Raw genomic sequence first — 18,678 nt, 5'->3', positions numbered from 1 at the left:
GCGAAGAGCACCGGCTGCGCGTGCTGGAGGTGCGTACGGCCCGGCATCGCGACGTTCGGGTGCGCCTCGGCGAGGACGACGAGCGCCCCTTGGAGGTCGGTGATCAGGCCGCCGACGATCCGGGCGTGGTCGCGCAGGTACATCCGGAAGAGCGTCGCCACCTGGTCGTTGCGGGACCGGCCGGCGCGCAGCTTGCCGCCGAGGTCCGCGCCGAGCCGCTCCAGCAGGCCGCGCTCCAGGGCGGTGTGCACGTCCTCGTCGGCGACGGTGCCGACGAACGAGCCGTCGGCTACGTCGGCTTCGAGCCGGTCGAGCCCGCCGAGCATCCGCTGGAACTCGTCGGCGCTGAGCAGTCCGGCGGTGTGCAGCGCGCGGGCGTGGGCGCGGGAGCCGGCGATGTCGTACGGGGCCAGCGGCCAGTCGAAGTGCACCGACGCGGAGAGCGCCGCCAGTTCGTCCGAGGGTCCGTCGGCGAACCGGCCGCCCCAGAGCCGGACGTCGCCGCTGTTGCCGTTGCTCACTGCTGCTCCTCTTGGCTGGGATTGTGCGACCGCCTCCCCACTGTGGGGCGGGGAGGCGGCTGTGATACGGAGGTTACTGCCGGTCCTGCGGGACTGGACGCGAATCAGACCTGCTGGTCGCGCTTCGCGGCGATCTTGCTCGACATGCCGAAGAGCTCGATGAAGCCCTTGGACAGCGACTGGTCGAAGGTGTCGCCGGTGTCGTACGTGGCGAGGTTGAAGTCGTAGAGCGACTCCTCGGACCGCCGGCCCGTGACGACGGCACGGCCGCCGTGCAGGGTCATCCGGATGTCGCCGGAGACGTGCTCGTTGGCCTCGGCGATGAAGCCGTCCAGCGCCCGCTTGAGCGGCGAGAACCACAGGCCGTCGTAGACCAGCTCGCTCCACCGCTGCTCGATCTGCCGCTTGTAGCGGGCCAGCTCGCGCTCGACGGTGACGTTCTCCAGCTCCTGGTGCGCGTTGATCAGCGCGATGGCGCCGGGCGCCTCGTAGATCTCCCGCGACTTGATGCCGACGAGCCGGTCCTCGACCATGTCCAGCCGGCCGACGCCGTGCGCCCCGGCGCGCTCGTTGAGCTCCTGGATGGCCTGCAGGACGCTGACGGGCCTGCCGTCGATGGCGACCGGCGCGCCCTGCTTGAAGGTGATGACGACCTCGTCGGCCTCCCGCGGCAGCGCCGGGTTCTGGGTGTACTCGTACACGTCCTCGATGGGCGCGTTCCAGATGTCTTCCAGGAAGCCGGTCTCGACGGCGCGGCCGAAGACGTTGGCGTCGATGGAGTACGGGGACTTCTTGGTCGTCGCGATCGGGAGGTTCTTCTCCTCGCAGAACGCGATGGCCTTGTCCCGCGTCATCGCGTAGTCCCGGACCGGGGCGATGCAGGTGAGGTCGGGGGCGAGCGAGGAGATGCCCGCTTCGAACCGGACCTGGTCGTTGCCCTTGCCGGTGCAGCCGTGGGCGACGGTGGTCGCGCCGTGCTTCCTGGCGGCGGCGACCAGGTGCTTGACGATGGTCGGCCGGGACAGCGCGGAGACCAGCGGGTAGCGGTCCATGTAGAGGGCGTTGGCCTTGATCGCCGGGAGGCAGTACTCGTCGGCGAACTCGTCCTTGGCGTCCGCGACCTCGGCCTCGACCGCGCCGCAGGCGAGCGCGCGCTTGCGGATGACGTCCAGGTCCTCGCCGCCCTGGCCGACGTCCACGGCGACGGCGATGACCTCGGCGCCCGTCTCCTCGGCGATCCAGCCGATGCAGACGGAGGTGTCCAGGCCGCCTGAGTAGGCGAGTACGACGCGCTCGGTCACGGGGTTCTCCTTTGGTGCTCCAGGCCGGCCGGGGCCGGTTTGTGGATGCCGCAAACGCTGATGGGTATAAGTATGCACTCGGCCGTATGTTTCGTCAATGTGGAGCCGAGACAGGTGTCCGAGGGCTGGTCTACGATTCACTCAGCGAGACGTCAGAACGGGAAAGGCGCACGCCATGACGGTGCAAGACGACATCCTGTGCCAGGTGGCCGAGCGGGCCGCGGCGGAGTTCGAGGGCTTCAAGATCGAGGTCGTGGGGGGACAAATCGTCATGACGCCGCGGAGCGACGTCCAGAGCTGGACGATCCTGGACGTACAGATGGCCGCGATGTCGGCCGGTATCGACAAAGGCCGGCTGCTCTCCGATGTGCTCCTGCAGTTCCCAGGGGAGCCTCCACGCGTCCCGGACGTGACCATCCTTGAGGACGGCGCCGTGGCGCCCTACGCCTACGGCGACGCCCTCGCGGCGATCGAGATCGTCTCCACCAAGGACGACGACAACGACTACGCGGTCAAGCTCCGGCAGTACGCCCGCTTCGGCGTCCCGACGTATCTGGTGATCGACCCCTTCCGGGGCGAGTGCACGCTGCTGACCCGCCCCAAGGGCGACGGCTACGCGGCCCGCGAGGTGTTCGCCTACGGCGAGACCGTCACCCTCCGGCTGTCCGACGGCAGTTCGGTCGCCATCCCGACGGACGGTTTCAAGCGCAAGAGCTGACCACCCGCCCGGTAGCCCCGGCCAAAGCCCCGGGCTACCGGGCGTCCTTCGATGCCCGCGCCGGTGCGGCCTTTCCGCTACTGCGCCTTCTGCGCCTTCTGCGCCAGCCGCATCAGGTGGTCGGCGAGCTCCTGGCCGCCCGCCGGGTCGCGGCTGATGAGCAGCAGCGTGTCGTCCCCGGCGATGGTCCCGATGATCTCGTGCACCCCCGCCTGGTCGATGGCCGAGGCGAAGAACTGGGCGGCGCCGGGCGGGGTGCGCAGCACCACCAGGTTCGCGGACGCCTCCGCCGAGATCAGCAGTTCGCCGGCGAGCCGCGCCATCCGGCCCTCGCTCGCCGATTCGCCGAGCGGGGCGCGGGGCGTGCGGTCGCCGCCCTCGCCGGGTACCGCGTAGATCAACTCGCCGCCGGTGTTGCGGATCTTCACCGCGCCCAGCTCGTCCAGGTCCCGCGAGAGGGTCGCCTGAGTGACGCTCAGCCCGTCGTCGGCGAGCAGCTTCGCGAGCTGGCTCTGCGAGCGCACCGGCTGCCGGTTGAGGATGTCCACGATCCGGCGGTGGCGCGCGGTGCGGGTCTGCGGCACGGCCTGGCCGGCGTGCTGCACCTCGTTGTCCTGCGTCTCGGTCATCGTCGTCGGTCTCCGGATCGGATCATCGGGCCCCAGGTTCGGCGTGGGCGGCACTCGCGTCGAGGACGGCGGGCAGCTCCTGGAGGAACGTTTCCACCGCGTCGTCTCCGAGAATCAGCGGTGGGACGAGCCGCACCACATCGGGTGCCACCGCGTTCACCAGGAGACCGGCGTCCTGAGCCGCCTGCTGCACCTGCGACGCGAGGGACTTTGTGAGCACCATACCCAGCAGCAGTCCGGCGCCGCGGACCCGGTCGACCAGCGGGTGGCCGAGCGCCTCGATTCCGGACCTCAGCTTCTCGCCGGTGCGCTTGACTCGCTCCAGCAGCCCTTCGGACTCGATCGCGCCCAGCACGGCGAGCGCCGCGGCGCACGCGACGGGGTTGCCGCCGAAGGTCGAGCCGTGCTGACCGGGCGTCAGCAGGTCGGCCGCGTCCCCGAAGGCGAGGGTCGCGCCGATCGGCAGCCCGCCGCCGAGCCCCTTGGCGAGCGTGACGACATCGGGCTCGATGCCCTGCGCCTGGTACTCGAACCAGTGGCCCGTGCGCCCGATGCCGGTCTGGACCTCGTCGAGGACGAGCAGTGTCCCGGTGGCCCGGGTGATCTCGCGGGCGGCGGCCAGATAGCCCGCCGGCGGCACGATGACGCCGTTCTCGCCCTGGATCGGCTCGATGATGACGAGCGCCGTCTCGGTGCTGACGGCCGCGCGCAGCGCCGCCACGTCGCCGTACGGGACGTGGGTGACGTCGCCCGGCAGCGGCAGGAAGGGCTCCCGCTTGCCCGGCTGGCCGGTCAGCGCCAGGGCGCCCATGGTGCGGCCGTGGAAGCCGCCGGCCGCGGCGACCATGTGCCGGCGGCCGGTACGCCGTCCGATCTTGAAGGCGGCCTCGACCGCCTCCGCGCCGGAGTTGGAGAAGTAGACCTTGCCGGGGCGGCCGGAGAGCTCGATCAGCCGCTCGGCGAGGGCCACCGGGGGCTCGGCGACGAAGAGGTTCGAGACATGCCCGAGGGTGCCGATCTGCGCGGTGACCGCCTCGACGACGGCCGGGTGCGCGTGGCCGAGGGAGTTGACCGCGATGCCGCCGACGAAGTCGAGGTACGCGCGTCCGTCGGCGTCCCAGACGGTGACGCCCTCGCCGCGCACCAGCGGCAGCCGCGGCGTCCCGTAGTTGTCCATGAGCGCGCCCTGCCAGCGCCGGGTGATCTCCTGGTTGGTCATCACGCTCCCCCTTCGGGGTTCTTCGGGGTCTGCTGGTCGGAGCCGTTCCGGTCGGGCACGACCATCGTCCCGATGCCCTCGTCGGTGAAGATCTCCAGCAGGATGGCGTGCTGCACCCGGCCGTCGATCACCCGCGCGGTGGTGACCCCGTTCCGTACGGCGTGCAGGCAGCCCTCCATCTTGGGGACCATTCCGCTGGCCAGCTCGGGCAGCAGCTTCTCCAGCTCCAGCGCGGTGAGCTGGCTGATGACGTCGTCGCTGTTGGGCCAGTCCGCGTAGAGCCCCTCGACGTCGGTGAGGACCATCAGCGTCTCGGCGCCCAGCGCGGCGGCGAGCGCGGCCGCGGCGGTGTCCGCGTTGACGTTGTAGACGTGGTCGTCGTCGGCGCTGCGGGCGATCGAGGAGATGACCGGGATCCGGCCGTCGTCCAGCAGCGCCTGGATGGCGCCCGTGTCGATCGCGGTGACGTCGCCGACCCGGCCGATGTCCACCCGCTCGCCGTCGATGTCGGCGTAGCGCTTGGTCGCGGTCATGGTGTGGGCGTCCTCGCCGGTCATGCCGACGGCCAGCGGGCCGTGCCGGTTCAGCAGCCCGACCAGCTCGCGCTGCACCTGGCCGGCCAACACCATCCGTACGACGTCCATCGTCTCGGGCGTGGTGACCCGCAGTCCCGCCTTGAACTCGCTGGTCAGGCCCAGTTTGTCGAGCTGCGCGCTGATCTGCGGGCCGCCGCCGTGCACGACGACGGGGCGCAGGCCCGCGTGCCGCAGGAAGACGACGTCCTGGGCGAAGGCGTGCTTGAGTTCGTCGTCGATCATGGCGTTGCCGCCGAACTTGATGACGACGGTCTTGCCGTGGTGGTGGGTGAGCCAGGGCAGCGCCTCGATGAGGGTGCGGGCCTTGGGCAGGGCGCTGTGGGTGCGCGCGGAGCCGGTCATGAGCTGTACGCGCTGTTCTCGTGGACGTAGTCGGCGGTGAGGTCGTTGGCCCAGATAACGGCCGACTCGCTGCCCGCGGCCAGGTCGGCGGTGATCCGGACCTCGCGGTAGCGCATGTCGACCAGGTCGCGGTCCTCGCCGACCGAGCCCTTCCGGCACACCCAGACGTCGTTGATGGCGACGTTCAGCTCGTCGGGCTCGAAGGCGGCGGAGGTGGTGCCGATCGCGGACAGCACCCGGCCCCAGTTGGGGTCCTCGCCGTGGATCGCGCACTTGAGCAGGTTGTTACGGGCGATGGAGCGGCCCACCTCGACGGCGTCGTCCTCGCTCGCGGCGCCCACGACCTCGATCCGGATGTCCTTGGAAGCGCCCTCGGCGTCGCCGATCAGCTGCAGGGCCAGGTCGTCGCAGACGGCGCGGACCGCCTCGGCGAACACCTCGCGGCCCGGTGTGACGGCGGACGCACCGGAGGTGAGCAGCAGCACGGTGTCGTTGGTCGACATGCAGCCGTCGGAGTCGACTCGGTCGAAGGTCGTACGGGTCGCGGCGCGCAGCGCTTCGTCGAGGACCTTGTCGTCCAGGTCGGCGTCGGTGGTGAGCACGACGAGCATGGTGGCCAGGCCCGGCGCGAGCATGCCCGCGCCCTTGGCCATGCCGCCGACGGTCCAGCCGTCGCCCTCCACGACCGCCGTCTTGTGGACGCTGTCGGTGGTCTTGATGGCGATGGCGGCCTTCTCGCCGCCGTGCGCGGAGAGTTCGGCAGCGGCGGCCTCGATGCCGGGGAGCAGTTTGCCCATCGGGAGCCGCAGGCCGATCAGCCCGGTCGAGGCGACGGCGATCTCGCCCGCGGCGACCTCAGCCGCGCCGTCCGCCGCGCCGAGCACCTCGGCGACCTTCTCGGCGGTGGCGTGGGTGTCCTGGAAGCCGAGCGGGCCCGTACAGGCGTTGGCTCCGCCGGAGTTGAGGACGACGGCCGAGACCCTGCCGCCCTTGAGCACCTGCTCCGACCAGACGACGGGGGCGGCCTTGACCCGGTTGGAGGTGAAGACGCCGGCCGCGTCGAAGCGCGGGCCCTGGTTGACGACGAGTGCGAGGTCGGGGCCGCCCGAATCCTTGATTCCGGCGGCGATGCCCGCCGCTGTGAATCCCTTTGCTGCGGTCACGCTCACGGCGCCACTCCGATCGTGGAAAGTCCCAGCTCCTCGGGGAGGCCGAGGGCGATGTTCATGCTCTGCACCGCGCCGCCGGCGGTGCCCTTGGTGAGGTTGTCGATCGCGCTGATCACGATGATGCGGCCGGCCGCCGCGTCGTAGGCGACCTGGAGCAGCGCCGCGTTCGAGCCGTACACCGCGGCGGTCGAGGGCCACTGGCCCTCGGGCAGCAGGTGCACAAACGGTTCTGCGGCGAAGGCCTTCTCGTACGCCTCGCGCACTCGCGCCGCCGTCACGCCCGGCTTGGCCTTGGCGGTGCAGGTCGCGAGGATGCCGCGCGACATCGGCGCGAGCGTCGGCGTGAACGACACCGACACGCGCTCTCCGGCCGCCGCCGACAGGTTCTGGATCATCTCGGGGGTGTGCCGGTGCCCGCCGCCCACCCCGTACGGGCTCATCGAGCCCAGCACCTCGCTGCCCATCAGGTGCGGCTTGGCCGCCTTGCCCGCGCCGGAGGTGCCGGAGGCGGCGACGATGACCGCTTCCGGCTCGGCGAGCCCGGCCGCGTACGCCGGGAAGAGGGCGAGCGAGACGGCGGTCGGATAGCAGCCGGGCACCGCGACGCGGCGCGAGCCGCGCAGCGCGTCCCGGGCCCCGGGCAGCTCGGGGAGCCCGTACGGCCAGGCGCCGGCGTGCGGGGAACCGTAGAACGCCTCCCAGTCGGCGGCGTCCGTGAGCCGGAAGTCGGCGCCGCAGTCGACGATCAGCACATCCTCGCCCAGTTGCTCGGCGACGGCGGCGGACTGTCCGTGCGGCAGCGCGAGAAAGACGACGTCGTGCCCAGCGAGCGCCTCGACGGCAGTCGGCTCCAGCACCCGGTCGGCCAGCGGCAGCAGCTGCGGCTGCAGCGCGCCCAGGCGCTGACCCGCGTTGGAGTGCCCGGTCAGCGCGCCGATCACCACCTCGGGGTGCCCGAGCAGCAGGCGCAACACTTCGCCGCCCGCATACCCGCTCGCTCCCGCCACTGCTGCCCGTACAGCCATCGAACCCTCCTCGTTGAGAGTATGACTATACGGACAGCGGCAGGTTTATGCAACGAGGTGTGGTCGGCGTACGGACCGCTTGTGACTGAGCGATTCAGTTGGCCCCTGAGCGTTGTACTTGGCCCGGCTGAGCGTGACGGTTGGCCCGGGTGCGACTTTTCGCCACGGTTGGCATCGGGTCGAGCGGACTGGCATGTGAGGCGTCCGCGATCGTCAACCCCGACGGCTCACGGCTTGCGACCAGGGGCAACGTCAACGGTCCTGGTGCCAACCAGGGTGAAAATACGGAGCAGGTGCCAACAATCTTGACCATCCGGTGCCAGCCATCATGAAAAAGACACCGCGTCAGGCCAGTTCAGCCGGTCGGCATGGTGCCAACTGTGATGAAAAGTCACACCGGGCCGTTCGCGGGTGGCGCTCCGCCGATCCGATCGGCTGCAGCGGCATGGGTTTTCTCGATACTCCACAGCGCGGCCGATGAGTTTGTGGCTCCCGGCCAGTCCAAGCTCGTGACACCCCAGGAAAGGACAACCGCCATGTCTGAGCTCCTCGTCGACTTCATCACCTCCCTCGACGGCCACGCATCAGGAGAGGGATGGCCCGGGTTCTGGGGCCTTGAGGGCCCGGAGTACCTCGCATGGCTCGGCGAGCAGCCCGAGGCCACCTACCTGATGGGAGCGAACACCTACCGCCTGATGTCGGGCTTCGCCACAGGCAAGGTCCCGGATGGCCAAGACGAGTTCAGGCCCGAAGAAGAGGCGTCCGTCGACGAGCTCACGCAAGCGTCCAAGATGGTGTTCTCCTCCTCACTCGAGAAGCCACTGACGTGGGCCAACTCCACGCTCGTCCGCGACGACGCCGTCGAGACGGTCCGCGCCATGAAGTCGAGTGGCTCGGGGCTCCTCAGCACAATCGGCAGCCTCAGCCTGTGCCGGTCCCTGCTACGAGCCGGACTCGTCGACCGCTTCCGGGTCGTAATGTTCCCGGTGATCACCGGGGCCACGGGCGAAGAACGCATCTACGACGGCTATCCGGACGTTGCCCTCGACATGATCGAGCACCGCACCTTCGACGGCCGCATCCAACTGGTCGAGTACAAGCCCCGCGTGCTCGAGCACCCGCCGCTCGGCGTCCCTGCGTGACGTCGCCCCGGACGGCCGCCCGGCCGGCGCTGGCGGGCGCGGAGTAAGACCTAACAGGGGGCGAACGGCCAACGTCAGGACGCCTGGTCCACCTGGCCCCGAGTCGTCGCAGGTAAGCCCACGTACGCCCTCCCAGGCCGCAGTCTCCGCAAAGGTCCACCTTCCGGATGCGCCGCTGGACGCTTCCTCGGCAGAGCCTCGCGAGCTGAGCGCTCTACATGGCCGATGGGGCCAACTGAAGCGCTCAGTCACAGCTGTTTGTGACTTAGCGCTTCAGTTGGCCCCTAAGCGTTTTAGTTGGCCCGAGTGATCGCTTGAGGTCGGCAAGGGTGGCGGCTTTCCGTAATAATCACCGCCACAACGCGCCCGCCCTCGCCGCCCCCCTACGATCACCGGAACGACCGGAGGCCACTGTTGCCCTCGATACATGACTTCACGACCTGGGAGCCCGTGCTGCGGCTCCTGCGGGCCGCCAACGCGGAGAGCCTTGCCGCCCCGGGCGGCCACGTGGCGGGACGCATCGGCCCAGACGGGTGGAGTCTGCCCCTGCGGCGGCGGCTTCCGCCGCCCGGACGAGCCGCCCAGGTCGAGGACATGCAGGACGAGTTCGAGGCGGTGAAGCGGGTGCAGAGCGCGCTCGCGGACGCCGGCGCCGATGGCATCCCGTTCGTGGCGGAGATCTCGCCGAGCGGAAGGACCATGCTCCACCTGCTCGGTCCCAGCCCCGCTGTGGAGGCCGGCATCGGTCCGTACCCGGGTTCGCTCATCCTGGTCGAGGGCTCCGTCCCTGAGCCCTGGCGCCGCTTGCCCGAGCCGGCGCCCGGGGTGGTGCCGGCCCCGTCGGTGGATTTGGCGTCGCTGGAGCGGACGCTCCGCGAGCGGATCCCTGGTGCCATCGGTGCGACCGAGGCGGAGATCGCCGCCGCGGAAGCGCGCCTCGGCGTCGCGTTGCCCGACGAGCTCAAGGTGCTCTACCGGGTGACGCGGGCGCGGCGGGGGGACTGGGGCGGCGACTACGAGGCTGCGGAGCGCGTCTTCGAGGCGGTCGGCTGCGAGCTCTTCTCACCGGATGACCTGTACATCGCTGACGCGCCGTCCCGTCCGTGCCCCTGGGAGTTCGCGGCTACGGCTGCGGTCGCCACCCCGCCCGACGCCGCGGTACAGGGGCTGGTCGGCTCACCCGGCTGGATCGCCTTCGCCGACACCGGCGGCGGCGACCGGATCGCGGTCGACCTGACACCGGGTCCGCGCGGACACACAGGGCAGATCATCGTGCTCGACCATGAGCAGAACATCGGCGCCGACCTGCTCGCCGACTCCCTCACCGACCTGGTGATGAACGGGCGCGGGGAAGGGCGCAGCGGCCGTCGCGGGGACAAACCGCCGGTCGTGGCCAGGGTCAACGTCGGAAGCCTGACAAGTGTCCAGGCCGCCGCCGACGCCGGGCTGGAGGTGCTGAGCATCGGCGTGTGGGATGGTGAGCCGCTCAGCCTGGCCCCCGTCACTGGGCTGCCCCGCCTGCGGACCCTCACCGCCTACCCCGGTACGCTCGCCGACCCGCTGGAGATCGCCAAGCTGACCGGACTGGAGTTCCTGCAGCTCGGGCCGGAGGAGTGGCGCGTCCTCCTCGACGCCGGAGCTGTCCCGCGCGGCCTGTCGGCTGCCGCCATCGAGGTACGCGGCAATCGGCACCCGCTCGCGATCGGTGCCATCGCAAATGAACTCCTCGCCCTCTGGGACCGCCCGCCGATCACCCCGACCGTCCTCGAAGGCCATCTCGGCCCCGCGGCGTAGTCAGCGGTGGTGGCCGACGGACTCGTAGCCCTTACCGGGCCGCGTCGACGAGGCCATCGCCGCCTGCGGTCTACTCCTCCCGGAACCGTCAGGTCCTCTTCCTGAGCGCCAAGGTCGGCCGGATGATCGATTGTCAGTGGCGTGCGGCACTGTGATCAGTGGCGGCCACACGCGAGGGCAACGGGAGGGCGGAACAGTGTTTACGGGGATCGAGAACGTCGACTGGGCGTCCATGGACCATGCCTACGGCGACGCGTCGGACGTGCCGCGGCTGCTGCGCGGTTTGGCTTCGGACGACCCCTCCGAGCGGGACATCGCGCTGGACGGCATGTACGGCGCGGTGCACCATCAGGACGCCTGCACGGTCGCCTGCGTCCCCTTCCTCTTCGACCTGCTCCTCCTGCCGACGGTGCGCGACCGCGGCGCGATCCTGGAGCTGCTGTGCGGCATCGCGGGCGAGAAGGAACCGGACCCGGACGAGATCTGGACCGACTTCGAGGACGAGGAGGAGCACGCTGCCTGGGTCGCCCACTACGTGGAGGCGTCCGCGACGATCAGGGGGCGGTCGGCACACCTGTTCGGGCTGCTCGGCGATCCGGACCCGGAGCTGCGCGCCGGGGTGCCGGGTGCGCTCGTCCGGCTGGACACAGACACCCTGAACTGAGCACGAGAGATGGCGGAGGAGCGCGCTACCTGGCGAATGGCGGGGGGATGGCGGGCCAGTTCGGTATGTTCCTGTCATGAACATACAGAGAGTTGATGGCAGTGCGGGGGATGCGGACTACGGCACGATCGGTGGAGGCTATGCCGGCTACCGCCAGCCCGACCGCCGTATTGCCGATGCCATCACCAAAGCCCTGGGTGATGCGCGGACCGTGGTGAACGTCGGTGGCCGGGCTGCGCGAGATGCGGCGCGTGGCTCGCGGCCCGGTGGTCGTGCTGACCTGTGATCCCGATCGGGTGCGGGACTTCTGGCTGTACGAGTACGCGCCCGCGGTCCTGGACACCGAAGCCCGGCGCTACCCGTCCATAGCCACCATCTCCGACGCGCTGGGCGGAGAGGTGACGGCGCAGCCCGTCCCGATCCCGGCCGGCTGCACGGACGGCTTCAACGAGGCGTACTACGCGAGCCCGGAGCAGTTCCTGGATCCCGGTGCCCGGCAGGCGTGTTCGGCCTGGAGCTTCGTGGACGCCGCAGTGTGCGAGCAGTACACCGAGGCACTTCGCCGCGGCCTCGACTCGGGAGCCTGGGACCAGCGCCACGGCGCCCTACGCGAGCAACCCGCCCTGAACGCTTCCCTGGTCCTGGTTTGCTCGGTTCCTTCGTAGCGCCTCACACGCATCGCCCGTGCAGCCTAGGGACTGCTCGACGCCGCCTACGCCGAAGCCCCTCCTGCACAGCTCTCCCCTTGGACCGGGAGGGGGTGAGCTTCACTTCAGCCGCTGCACCGATCACCGCTGGACCTGGGACATTCCCTACATCCAGCCAGCGCTGGGAGGCGGATACCGGGTCTCCAGGTCTGCCTTCGCGGGGACCCCGCTGTGCAGTCCGCCCCATTCGGCCACAATCTCCACCGTGGGGATCCCGAATGATCAAACCCTACAAACTCCAGATGCCGGACTCCGTGGATCACAGCACCTGGTCGACCCCAATTCCCTTGGCAGAGTGGCCAGTGAGTCGATCTCCTCCCGCGATCATCCGCGCGGGGAGTTGTGCATCTACTACAAAGAGGGTTCACCCAGTGCGTGCTGACACTGACAACGTGGTGGTCACAGGTCTCGGAGCGACGACACCGCTCGGCGGGGACACCGCCTCGACCTGGGCCGGGATGCTGGCCGGCCGGTCCGGGATCAGCGCGATCGAGGAGGAGTGGGCGGCCGGCCTGCCCGTGCGGATCGCGGGCCGGCTCAAGGTGGAACCGTCCGAGGTCCTGGACCGGGTGCAGGCCCGCCGGATGGACCGGTGCGAACAGATCGCGCTCGTCGCCGCCCGCGAGGCATGGGCCGACGCGGGCACGCCCGGTGTCGATCCGGAGCGGCTGGCCGTGGTGATCGGCACCGGCACCGGGGGCGCCCTGTCCCTGCTCGGCCAGGACGACGTCCTGGAAGCCTCCGGGGTGCGGCGGGTGTCTCCGCACACCATCCCGATGCTGATGGCGAACGGTCCCGCCGCCTGGGTCAGCATCGACCTCGGAGCCCGCGGCGGCGCCCACACTCCGGTCAGCGCCTGCGCGTCCGGGGCCGAAGCGATAGCGATGGGGCTGGACCTGATCCGCCTCGGGCGGGCCGACGTGGTCGTGGCGGGCGGCACCGAAGCCTGCATCCATCCGCTGCCGCTGGCCGGGTTCGCCCAGGCCAAGGCGCACTCGACACGCAATGACGCGCCCCAGCGGGCATCCCGGCCCTTCGACGCCGACCGCGACGGCTTCGTCATCGGTGAGGGGGCCGTCGTGATCGTCCTGGAGCGCGCGGAGTTCGCCGCCGCCCGGGCGGCCCGCCGCCACGCGACACTCGCCGGAGCGGGCGTCACCTCGGACGCGCACCACATCACCGCCGCACACCCCGACGGTCAAATCCGCGCGATGCGCCTGGCTCTGGCCGCCGCGGGGCTGCCCCCGCGGGCGATCGAGCACGTCCACGCCCACGCGACCTCCACTCCCAAGGGCGATCTCGTCGAAGCCCAGTCGATCACCGAAGCCATCGGCGCCCACCCGGCCGTCACCGCGACCAAGTCGATGACCGGCCACCTCTTCGGAGCAGCGGGAGCGATCGGCGCGCTCGCCGCGATCCTCGCGGTCCGCGACGGCGTCATCCCCGCCACCCAGAACCTCGACTCGCTCGACCCGGCGGTGAAGCTCGACATCGTCACAGGCGGACCCCGGCACGGCGGACTGACGGCGGCACTGACGAATTCCTTCGGCTTCGGCGGGCACAACGCCTCGCTCGTGTTCACTCCGGGCGGCTGAACGGCAGCCGGTTCCGCGCCCGCCAACCGAGGTGCGAACCGGGCCCCGGCTCGCAAAGTGAAGCCACGGACCATCTCCCCGTCGGGAACCTGGCGTTCAAAGTCGCGGTCCGTAGGGGGCGGAGGCCGACGGGGCGCCCCTGGTGCCGTCCTGCCCCCGGCTGGTCGGCGTCCGACCTGGTCGGGCACTTGGGTGTGGTGCAGCGATACGTGGCCCACGTCGTCAGGGAGCGGCTACGGAAGCCGCCGGCCGCTGGGACGCCGAGGGCGCCGTCGGCCAGACCTTCGAGGTCATGGCGCCGGCCAGACGGGCCCGATACAGCGCAGCGTGATAATCCCCGATCATCGAGCCACCCGCGCGGCTAGCATCCTGAGGCATGACGCTCACCCACCGCCGTACCGGCGTTCCCGAGAGGCCCGTCCTCGACGGGCTGGAAGAGAAGTGGTCTCGACGGTGGGACGAGTCCGGCGTATTCGTATTCGACCGCTCCAAGTCGCGCGACCAGGTGTTCTCGAACGACACCCCGCCGCCCACCGTCAGCGGGTCGCTGCACGTCGGGCACGTCTTCTCCTATACGCACACCGACGCGATCGCCCGCTATCAGCGCATGCGCGGCAAGGAAGTCTTCTACCCCATGGGGTGGGACGACAACGGCCTGCCCACCGAGCGCCGGGTGCAGAACCGCTTCGGGGTCCGGTGCGAACCGGCGCTCCCCTACGACGCCGGCTTCACCGCGCCGGAGAAGGCCGGCAGTCAGCAGATCCCCGTCTCCCGGCGCAACTTCATCGAACTGTGCAAGCGGCTGACCGTCGAGGACGAGAAGGCGTTCGAGGAGCTGTGGCGGTATCTCGGGCTGTCGGTGGACTGGACCCGGACGTACCGGACGATCGGCGCCGAGGCCCGCGCCACCTCGCAGTTCGCCTTTTTGCGGAACCTCTCGCGCGGCGAGGCGTACCTGTCCGAGGCGCCCACCCTCTGGGATGTCACCTTCCGTACGGCCGTCGCCCAGGCGGAACTTGAGGACCGCGAGCGCGAGGCCGCGTATCACCGGCTGGCCTTCCACGGCGCGGACGGCCGCAAGGTCATGATCGACACGACCCGCCCCGAACTGCTGCCCGCCTGCGTCGCCCTCGTCGCCCACCCCGACGACGCGCGCTACCTGGAGCTGTTCGGCACGACGCTGCGCACCCCGCTCTTCGGCGTCGACGTGCCGGTCATGGCGCACCCGCTGGCCGACCCGGAGAAGGGCTCCGGGATCGCCATGGTGTGCACCTTCGGCGACACGACGGACGTGACGTGGTGGCGCGAACTGCGGTTGCCGACCCGCCCCGTCATCGGCTGGGACGGCCGCTTCCTCGCCGAGCCGCCCGCCGGGCTGGACTCGCCACAGGCGCGCGGCGCTTACGGCGCGCTCGTCGGGGCCACCGCGCACACCGCCCGCGAGCGCGTCGTCGAGATGCTGCGCGCGAGCGGTGACATGGAGAGCGACCCGCGTCCCATGACCCACGCGGTGAAGTTCTTCGAGAAGGGCGGCAAGCCCCTGGAGATCGTCACCACCCGCCAGTGGTACCTGCGCAACGGCGGCCGTGACGTCCCGCTGCGCGAGGAGTTGCTGCGGCGCGGCGGTGAACTGCGCTGGCACCCCGAACATATGCGGGTGCGCTACGAGAACTGGGTCGGCGGACTCAACGGCGACTGGCTGGTCAGCCGCCAGCGGTTCTTCGGCGTGCCGATCCCGCTCTGGTATCCGCTCGACGCGGAGGGCAAGCCGGACTACGCCCGGCCGATCGTCCCCGACGCGGCCTCACTGCCGGTGGACCCCAGCGCCGAGGCCCCCCACGGCCGTACCGAGCGGCAGCGCGGCCGGCCGCACGGCTTCACCGGCGACCCCGACGTCATGGACACCTGGGCCACCTCCTCGCTCACCCCGCAGATCGCCGGCCGGTGGCTCAAGGACCCGGACCTGTTCGCCCGGGTCTTCCCGATGGACGTCCGCCCCCAGGCGCACGAGATCATCCGCACCTGGCTGTTCGCCACCGTCGTCCGGGCGCACGCCGAGCACGGCGTGCTGCCCTGGAAGCACGCCGCGATCTCCGGCTGGATCCTCGACCCGGACCGCAAGAAGATGTCGAAGTCCCAGGGCAACGTGGTCACTCCGGCGGCCCTGCTCCACCAGCACGGGTCCGACGCGGTCCGGTACTGGGCGGCCGGCGGGCGGCCGGGGGCGGACCGGGCGTTCGACGTCGGCCAGATGAAGATCGGCCGCCGGCTCGCGGTGAAAATCCTCAACGCGAGCAGGTTCGTGCTGAGCTTCGGCGAGGTGTCCGCGGCCACGCCGGTCACCGAGCCGCTGGACCTGGCGATGCTGAGCGAGCTGGCGGCGACCGTCGAGGAGGCGACCGCCGCGTTCGAGGACTTCGACTACGCGCGCGCCCTGGAGCACACCGAGAAGTTCTTCTGGCGCTTCTGCGACGACTATCTGGAGCTGGTGAAGGAGCGCGCGTACGGCGCGCAGTCCGAAGACCGGCCGGGGGCGCGGGACGGGGCGCCGTCCGGTTCGCCGCCCGGTTCGCGGGACGCCGCCGCCGGTACGGAATCGGCGCGGGCGGCGCTGATGGCCGCTCTCGACACCCTGCTGCGCCTGTTCGCCCCGGTGCTGCCGTTCGTCACGGAAGAGGTGTGGTCGTGGTGGGCGCCAGGCTCGGTGCACCGCGCCGAGTGGCCCGTCGCGGACGCGATTCGCGAACGGGCGGGCGCCGCGGACGGCGGACTGCTGGCGACCGCGGCGGAAGCCGTCTCGGCGGTCCGCAGGGCCAAGTCGGCGGCGAAGGTGTCGATGCGCACCGAGGTGGCGAAGGCCGTCGTCTCCGGGCCGCGCGCGGTGCTGGACCGGTTCGCGCTGGTCGAGGCCGATGTGCGGGCGGCGGGCCGGATCGGCGTCGTCGAGCGGCGGGTGGGTGACGGGGCGCTTGAGGTGAGCGTGAGCCTGTGACCTCGTGCGCCCCCGTGCGGCGTTCCTCGGAACGCCGCACGGCTCGGCCGCGCGGGGCATCGGCTACGCCTCAACGCAGCTTGAGGGCCATCCACTTCGCCACGTCGTCGAGTGGTTTGAAGCCGACCTTCGCGTAGACGCCGTGCGCGTCGTCCGTGGCGAGCAGCATGCGCCGCAGGCCGTAGGGCGTGAGGTGGTCGCGGGCGGCGGCGGTCAGGGCCACGCCCAGGCCGTGACCGCGGGCCGCGGGGTCCACATAGACGTCGCACAGCCAGGCGAAGGTCGCGTGGTCGGTGATGACGCGGGCGTACCCGACCTGGCGGCCCGAACCCGGCTCGTACACGCCGAAGTTGAGCGATCCCGCGATGGCCCGGTCCTGCTGTTCGCGCGGTCGGCCGAGAGCCCAGTACGCGTCCGTGGAGAGCCAGTGGTGGATACGGGCCGCGTCCAGCCGGGACGGGTCGGTGGAGATCTCGTAGCCACCGGTCACGGTGCGAGGCGCGCCGGCCGCGCGGACGGGGTCACTTCCGCCACCTGAGCCGCTCGCATCACTCACGCCACTCCCACCGCCCGCACCCCTCACGCCATTCGTCCCGCTCGCGTCACTCATTTCGTTCATGGCGGGAGGCTCGCAGCAGACCCCCGGCCGCGTCGAGCCGATTACGCGTCGTGCCAGGCGGTGCCGAGCGTTTCCGCGCAGGCCGCGCGCAGCCGCCGTACGCCCTCCGCGATCTCCGCCGGTCCGGCCACCATGCCGAAACTCAGCCGCAGGTGGGCCGCGGGCGGTTCGGCCGCGAAGTAGGGGCGGCCGGCGGCGAGGGCCACGCCCGCGCGCAGAGCCGCGTTCACCACGGCGGCCTCGTCCGCGCCGTCCGGCAGTCGCAGCCACAGGTGGTAGCCGCCCGACGGGATGTGGGGCACCGGGAGTCCCGGCAGGTCCCGGCGGAGCGCGGTGACCATGGCCTCGCGCCGGGAGCGCAGTTCGACGGCGACCGTCCGCAGGTGGCGGCCCCAGGCGGGCGCTCCGACGAGTTCGAGGGCCGCTTCCTGGAGCGGCCTGGCCACGAAGAAGCTGTCGACGACCTGGATCGCGCGCAGCCGCTCCAGCACCGGGCCGTGCGCGGCGAGCGCGCCGACCCGCAGGCTCGGCGAGGTGACCTTGGTCAGCGAGCAGACGTGCACCACCGTGCCGTCGGGGTCGTCCGCCGCGAGCGCCGGCGGCAGCGGGGCCGCGTGCTCGTGGACGAGCCGGCGGGCGAAGTCGTCCTCGATGACGAAGGCCCCGGCCGCGCGGGCGACGTCCAGGACGGCCCGGCGGCGCTCGGCCGCCAGCACCGCCCCGGTCGGGTTCTGGAAGAGCGGCTGGCAGACGAAGACCCGCGCCCCGGTGGCCCGGAACGCCTCGGCGAGCAGTTCGGGCCGCACGCCGTCCGTGTCCATCGGGACGGGCACCGGGCGCAGCCCGGAGGCACGGGCGACCGCGAGCATCCCCGGGTAGGTGGGGGATTCGACGAGTACGGGCGCGCCGGGCGGGGCGAGCGCCCGCAGCGCTGTGGTCAGGGCGCTCTGGCCGCCGCCGGTGACGAGCACGTCGGCCGCGCCGACCCTGCCGCCAGGACCGCCGATCTCGCGGGCGAACCACTCCCGCAGCTCCGGCAGCCCCTCCACGGGCGGCCGGCCCCACGCGCCGGGCCGTCTGCCCGCCCGCGCGAGGGCGGCGGCCAGCGCCCGTTCCGGCTGGAGGGCGGGGTGCAGATAGCCGCCGTTGAACTCGATGACGCCGGGCGGCGGTGCGGCCAGGGTGGCCAGTACGCCGGAGGCGTCGACGGTGCGGGGCACCTGGTCGGCGGCCGATTCGACGCTCAGCGCGAGTTCCTGCCACGAGGTGTCGCCGACTCTGGGGGTGCCAGAGCGGGGCTGCGCGCGGAAGGCGCCCGCTCCGGGCCGGGTCACCACCAGCCCCTCGGAGGCCAGCGCGGCGAGCGCCCGGGAGACGGTCACCGGGCTCACCCGGTGCCGCTCGACCAGGGCGCGGCTCGACGGCAGCTTCTCACCCGGCGAGTAGCGCTCGAAGCTCTCCCGCAGGAGAACGGCCAGATCACCCACACTGCTACGCTCATGCATGACAACACAGGATAGCGCTACTCGGCCGCCCGCGATAGCGGTCAACGGCGGCACCGCCCTCGCCGCGCTGGGCGTGGCCGCCTTCTCGCTCACCTTCCCCGCCACCGCGTGGGCCCTAGAAGGCATGGGCCCCTGGACGG

Annotated in this window: 18 protein-coding genes and 1 pseudogene; 10 read left to right on the top strand and 9 right to left on the bottom strand. The window is 71.3% G+C overall.

What is annotated here, in order from left to right; all coding sequences use genetic code 11:
• Nucleotides 1-521, bottom strand: a 521-nt coding sequence (locus QMK28_RS12250) for a lyase family protein (protein ID WP_326437128.1), incomplete at its 3' end; no start/stop codon positions are given.
• 104 nt (nucleotides 522-625) lie between these two features.
• Complete coding sequence (locus tag QMK28_RS12245; protein WP_326437127.1) at nucleotides 626-1,822, bottom strand: argininosuccinate synthase; 1,197 nt, start codon at nucleotides 1,820-1,822, stop codon at nucleotides 626-628.
• Between the two features lie 175 nt (nucleotides 1,823-1,997).
• Here QMK28_RS12245 and QMK28_RS12240 point away from each other — a divergent pair, with 175 nt between their 5' ends.
• Nucleotides 1,998-2,540, top strand: coding sequence for a Uma2 family endonuclease (locus tag QMK28_RS12240; RefSeq protein WP_326437126.1), 543 nt, complete (start codon nucleotides 1,998-2,000; stop codon nucleotides 2,538-2,540).
• A gap of 77 nt (nucleotides 2,541-2,617) precedes the next feature.
• Here the strand turns inward: QMK28_RS12240 and QMK28_RS12235 are convergent, their stop codons facing one another.
• From QMK28_RS12235 to argC, 5 genes are read right to left on the bottom strand one after another with little or no spacing between them, the layout of a single operon-like run.
• The gene (locus QMK28_RS12235; RefSeq protein WP_326437125.1) at nucleotides 2,618-3,169 is read right to left on the bottom strand and encodes an arginine repressor; all 552 of its coding nucleotides are present in this window, start codon (nucleotides 3,167-3,169) and stop codon (nucleotides 2,618-2,620) included.
• A gap of 22 nt (nucleotides 3,170-3,191) precedes the next feature.
• A complete protein-coding gene (locus QMK28_RS12230) occupies nucleotides 3,192-4,388 on the bottom strand; it encodes an acetylornithine transaminase (protein ID WP_326437124.1) in 1,197 nt (398 codons plus the stop codon).
• Nucleotides 4,388-5,326, bottom strand: a complete 939-nt coding sequence (gene argB, locus QMK28_RS12225) for an acetylglutamate kinase (RefSeq protein WP_326437123.1) — start codon at nucleotides 5,324-5,326, stop codon at nucleotides 4,388-4,390. The genes QMK28_RS12230 and argB overlap by 1 nt, the downstream gene beginning before the upstream one ends.
• Complete coding sequence (argJ, locus tag QMK28_RS12220; protein ID WP_326437122.1) at nucleotides 5,323-6,495, bottom strand: bifunctional glutamate N-acetyltransferase/amino-acid acetyltransferase ArgJ; 1,173 nt, start codon at nucleotides 6,493-6,495, stop codon at nucleotides 5,323-5,325. Before argJ ends, argB begins: the two co-directional genes overlap by 4 nt.
• Entirely contained in the window at nucleotides 6,492-7,520 is a 1,029-nt protein-coding gene (gene argC, locus QMK28_RS12215; RefSeq protein ID WP_326437121.1) for an N-acetyl-gamma-glutamyl-phosphate reductase, read from the bottom strand. The genes argJ and argC overlap by 4 nt, the downstream gene beginning before the upstream one ends.
• A gap of 536 nt (nucleotides 7,521-8,056) precedes the next feature.
• Here argC and QMK28_RS12210 point away from each other — a divergent pair.
• From QMK28_RS12210 to valS, 8 genes are all read left to right on the top strand, one after another.
• The gene (locus tag QMK28_RS12210) at nucleotides 8,057-8,662 is read left to right on the top strand and encodes a dihydrofolate reductase family protein (protein ID WP_326437120.1); all 606 of its coding nucleotides are present in this window, start codon (nucleotides 8,057-8,059) and stop codon (nucleotides 8,660-8,662) included.
• A 414-nt stretch (nucleotides 8,663-9,076) separates the two neighbouring features.
• A complete protein-coding gene (locus QMK28_RS12205; protein ID WP_326437119.1) occupies nucleotides 9,077-10,456 on the top strand; it encodes an SMI1/KNR4 family protein in 1,380 nt (459 codons plus the stop codon).
• 196 nt (nucleotides 10,457-10,652) lie between these two features.
• Nucleotides 10,653-11,120: a hypothetical protein gene (locus QMK28_RS12200; protein ID WP_326437118.1), complete on the top strand. Its 468-nt coding sequence runs from the start codon at nucleotides 10,653-10,655 to the stop codon at nucleotides 11,118-11,120.
• A 76-nt stretch (nucleotides 11,121-11,196) separates the two neighbouring features.
• Entirely contained in the window at nucleotides 11,197-11,406 is a 210-nt protein-coding gene (locus tag QMK28_RS12195) for a hypothetical protein (RefSeq protein WP_326437117.1), read from the top strand.
• Nucleotides 11,372-11,785: a hypothetical protein gene (locus QMK28_RS12190; protein ID WP_326437116.1), complete on the top strand. Its 414-nt coding sequence runs from the start codon at nucleotides 11,372-11,374 to the stop codon at nucleotides 11,783-11,785. Before QMK28_RS12195 ends, QMK28_RS12190 begins: the two co-directional genes overlap by 35 nt.
• Before the next feature lie 19 nt (nucleotides 11,786-11,804).
• Nucleotides 11,805-12,209, top strand: coding sequence for a DUF6193 family natural product biosynthesis protein (locus tag QMK28_RS34245; RefSeq protein ID WP_443050693.1), 405 nt, complete (start codon nucleotides 11,805-11,807; stop codon nucleotides 12,207-12,209).
• A complete protein-coding gene (locus QMK28_RS12185; RefSeq protein WP_326437115.1) occupies nucleotides 12,199-13,422 on the top strand; it encodes a beta-ketoacyl-[acyl-carrier-protein] synthase family protein in 1,224 nt (407 codons plus the stop codon). The genes QMK28_RS34245 and QMK28_RS12185 overlap by 11 nt, the downstream gene beginning before the upstream one ends.
• A gap of 376 nt (nucleotides 13,423-13,798) precedes the next feature.
• Entirely contained in the window at nucleotides 13,799-16,414 is a 2,616-nt protein-coding gene (gene valS / locus QMK28_RS12180; protein ID WP_326437114.1) for a valine--tRNA ligase, read from the top strand.
• 70 nt (nucleotides 16,415-16,484) lie between these two features.
• On the opposite strand, the gene QMK28_RS12175 is transcribed toward valS, so the two are convergent.
• Nucleotides 16,485-16,904 carry a GNAT family N-acetyltransferase gene (locus QMK28_RS12175; RefSeq protein WP_326437113.1) on the bottom strand — a complete coding sequence of 140 codons (420 nt, stop codon included), beginning with the start codon at nucleotides 16,902-16,904 and terminating at the stop codon, nucleotides 16,485-16,487.
• A 170-nt stretch (nucleotides 16,905-17,074) separates the two neighbouring features.
• Nucleotides 17,075-18,538, bottom strand: coding sequence for an aminotransferase-like domain-containing protein (locus tag QMK28_RS12170; protein ID WP_326437112.1), 1,464 nt, complete (start codon nucleotides 18,536-18,538; stop codon nucleotides 17,075-17,077).
• Here QMK28_RS12170 and QMK28_RS12165 point away from each other — a divergent pair.
• Nucleotides 18,537-18,678, top strand: a pseudogene (locus tag QMK28_RS12165) (EamA family transporter); the annotation flags it as partial. The gene QMK28_RS12170 and the pseudogene QMK28_RS12165 sit on opposite strands and share 2 nt — an antisense overlap.

This window comes from Streptomyces sp. H27-D2, from assembly GCF_035828615.1.
GTDB lineage: Bacteria > Actinomycetota > Actinomycetes > Streptomycetales > Streptomycetaceae > Streptomyces.
Note: the sequence above shows the minus strand (reverse complement) of the source record. Positions and strands in the feature narration are given on the sequence as shown.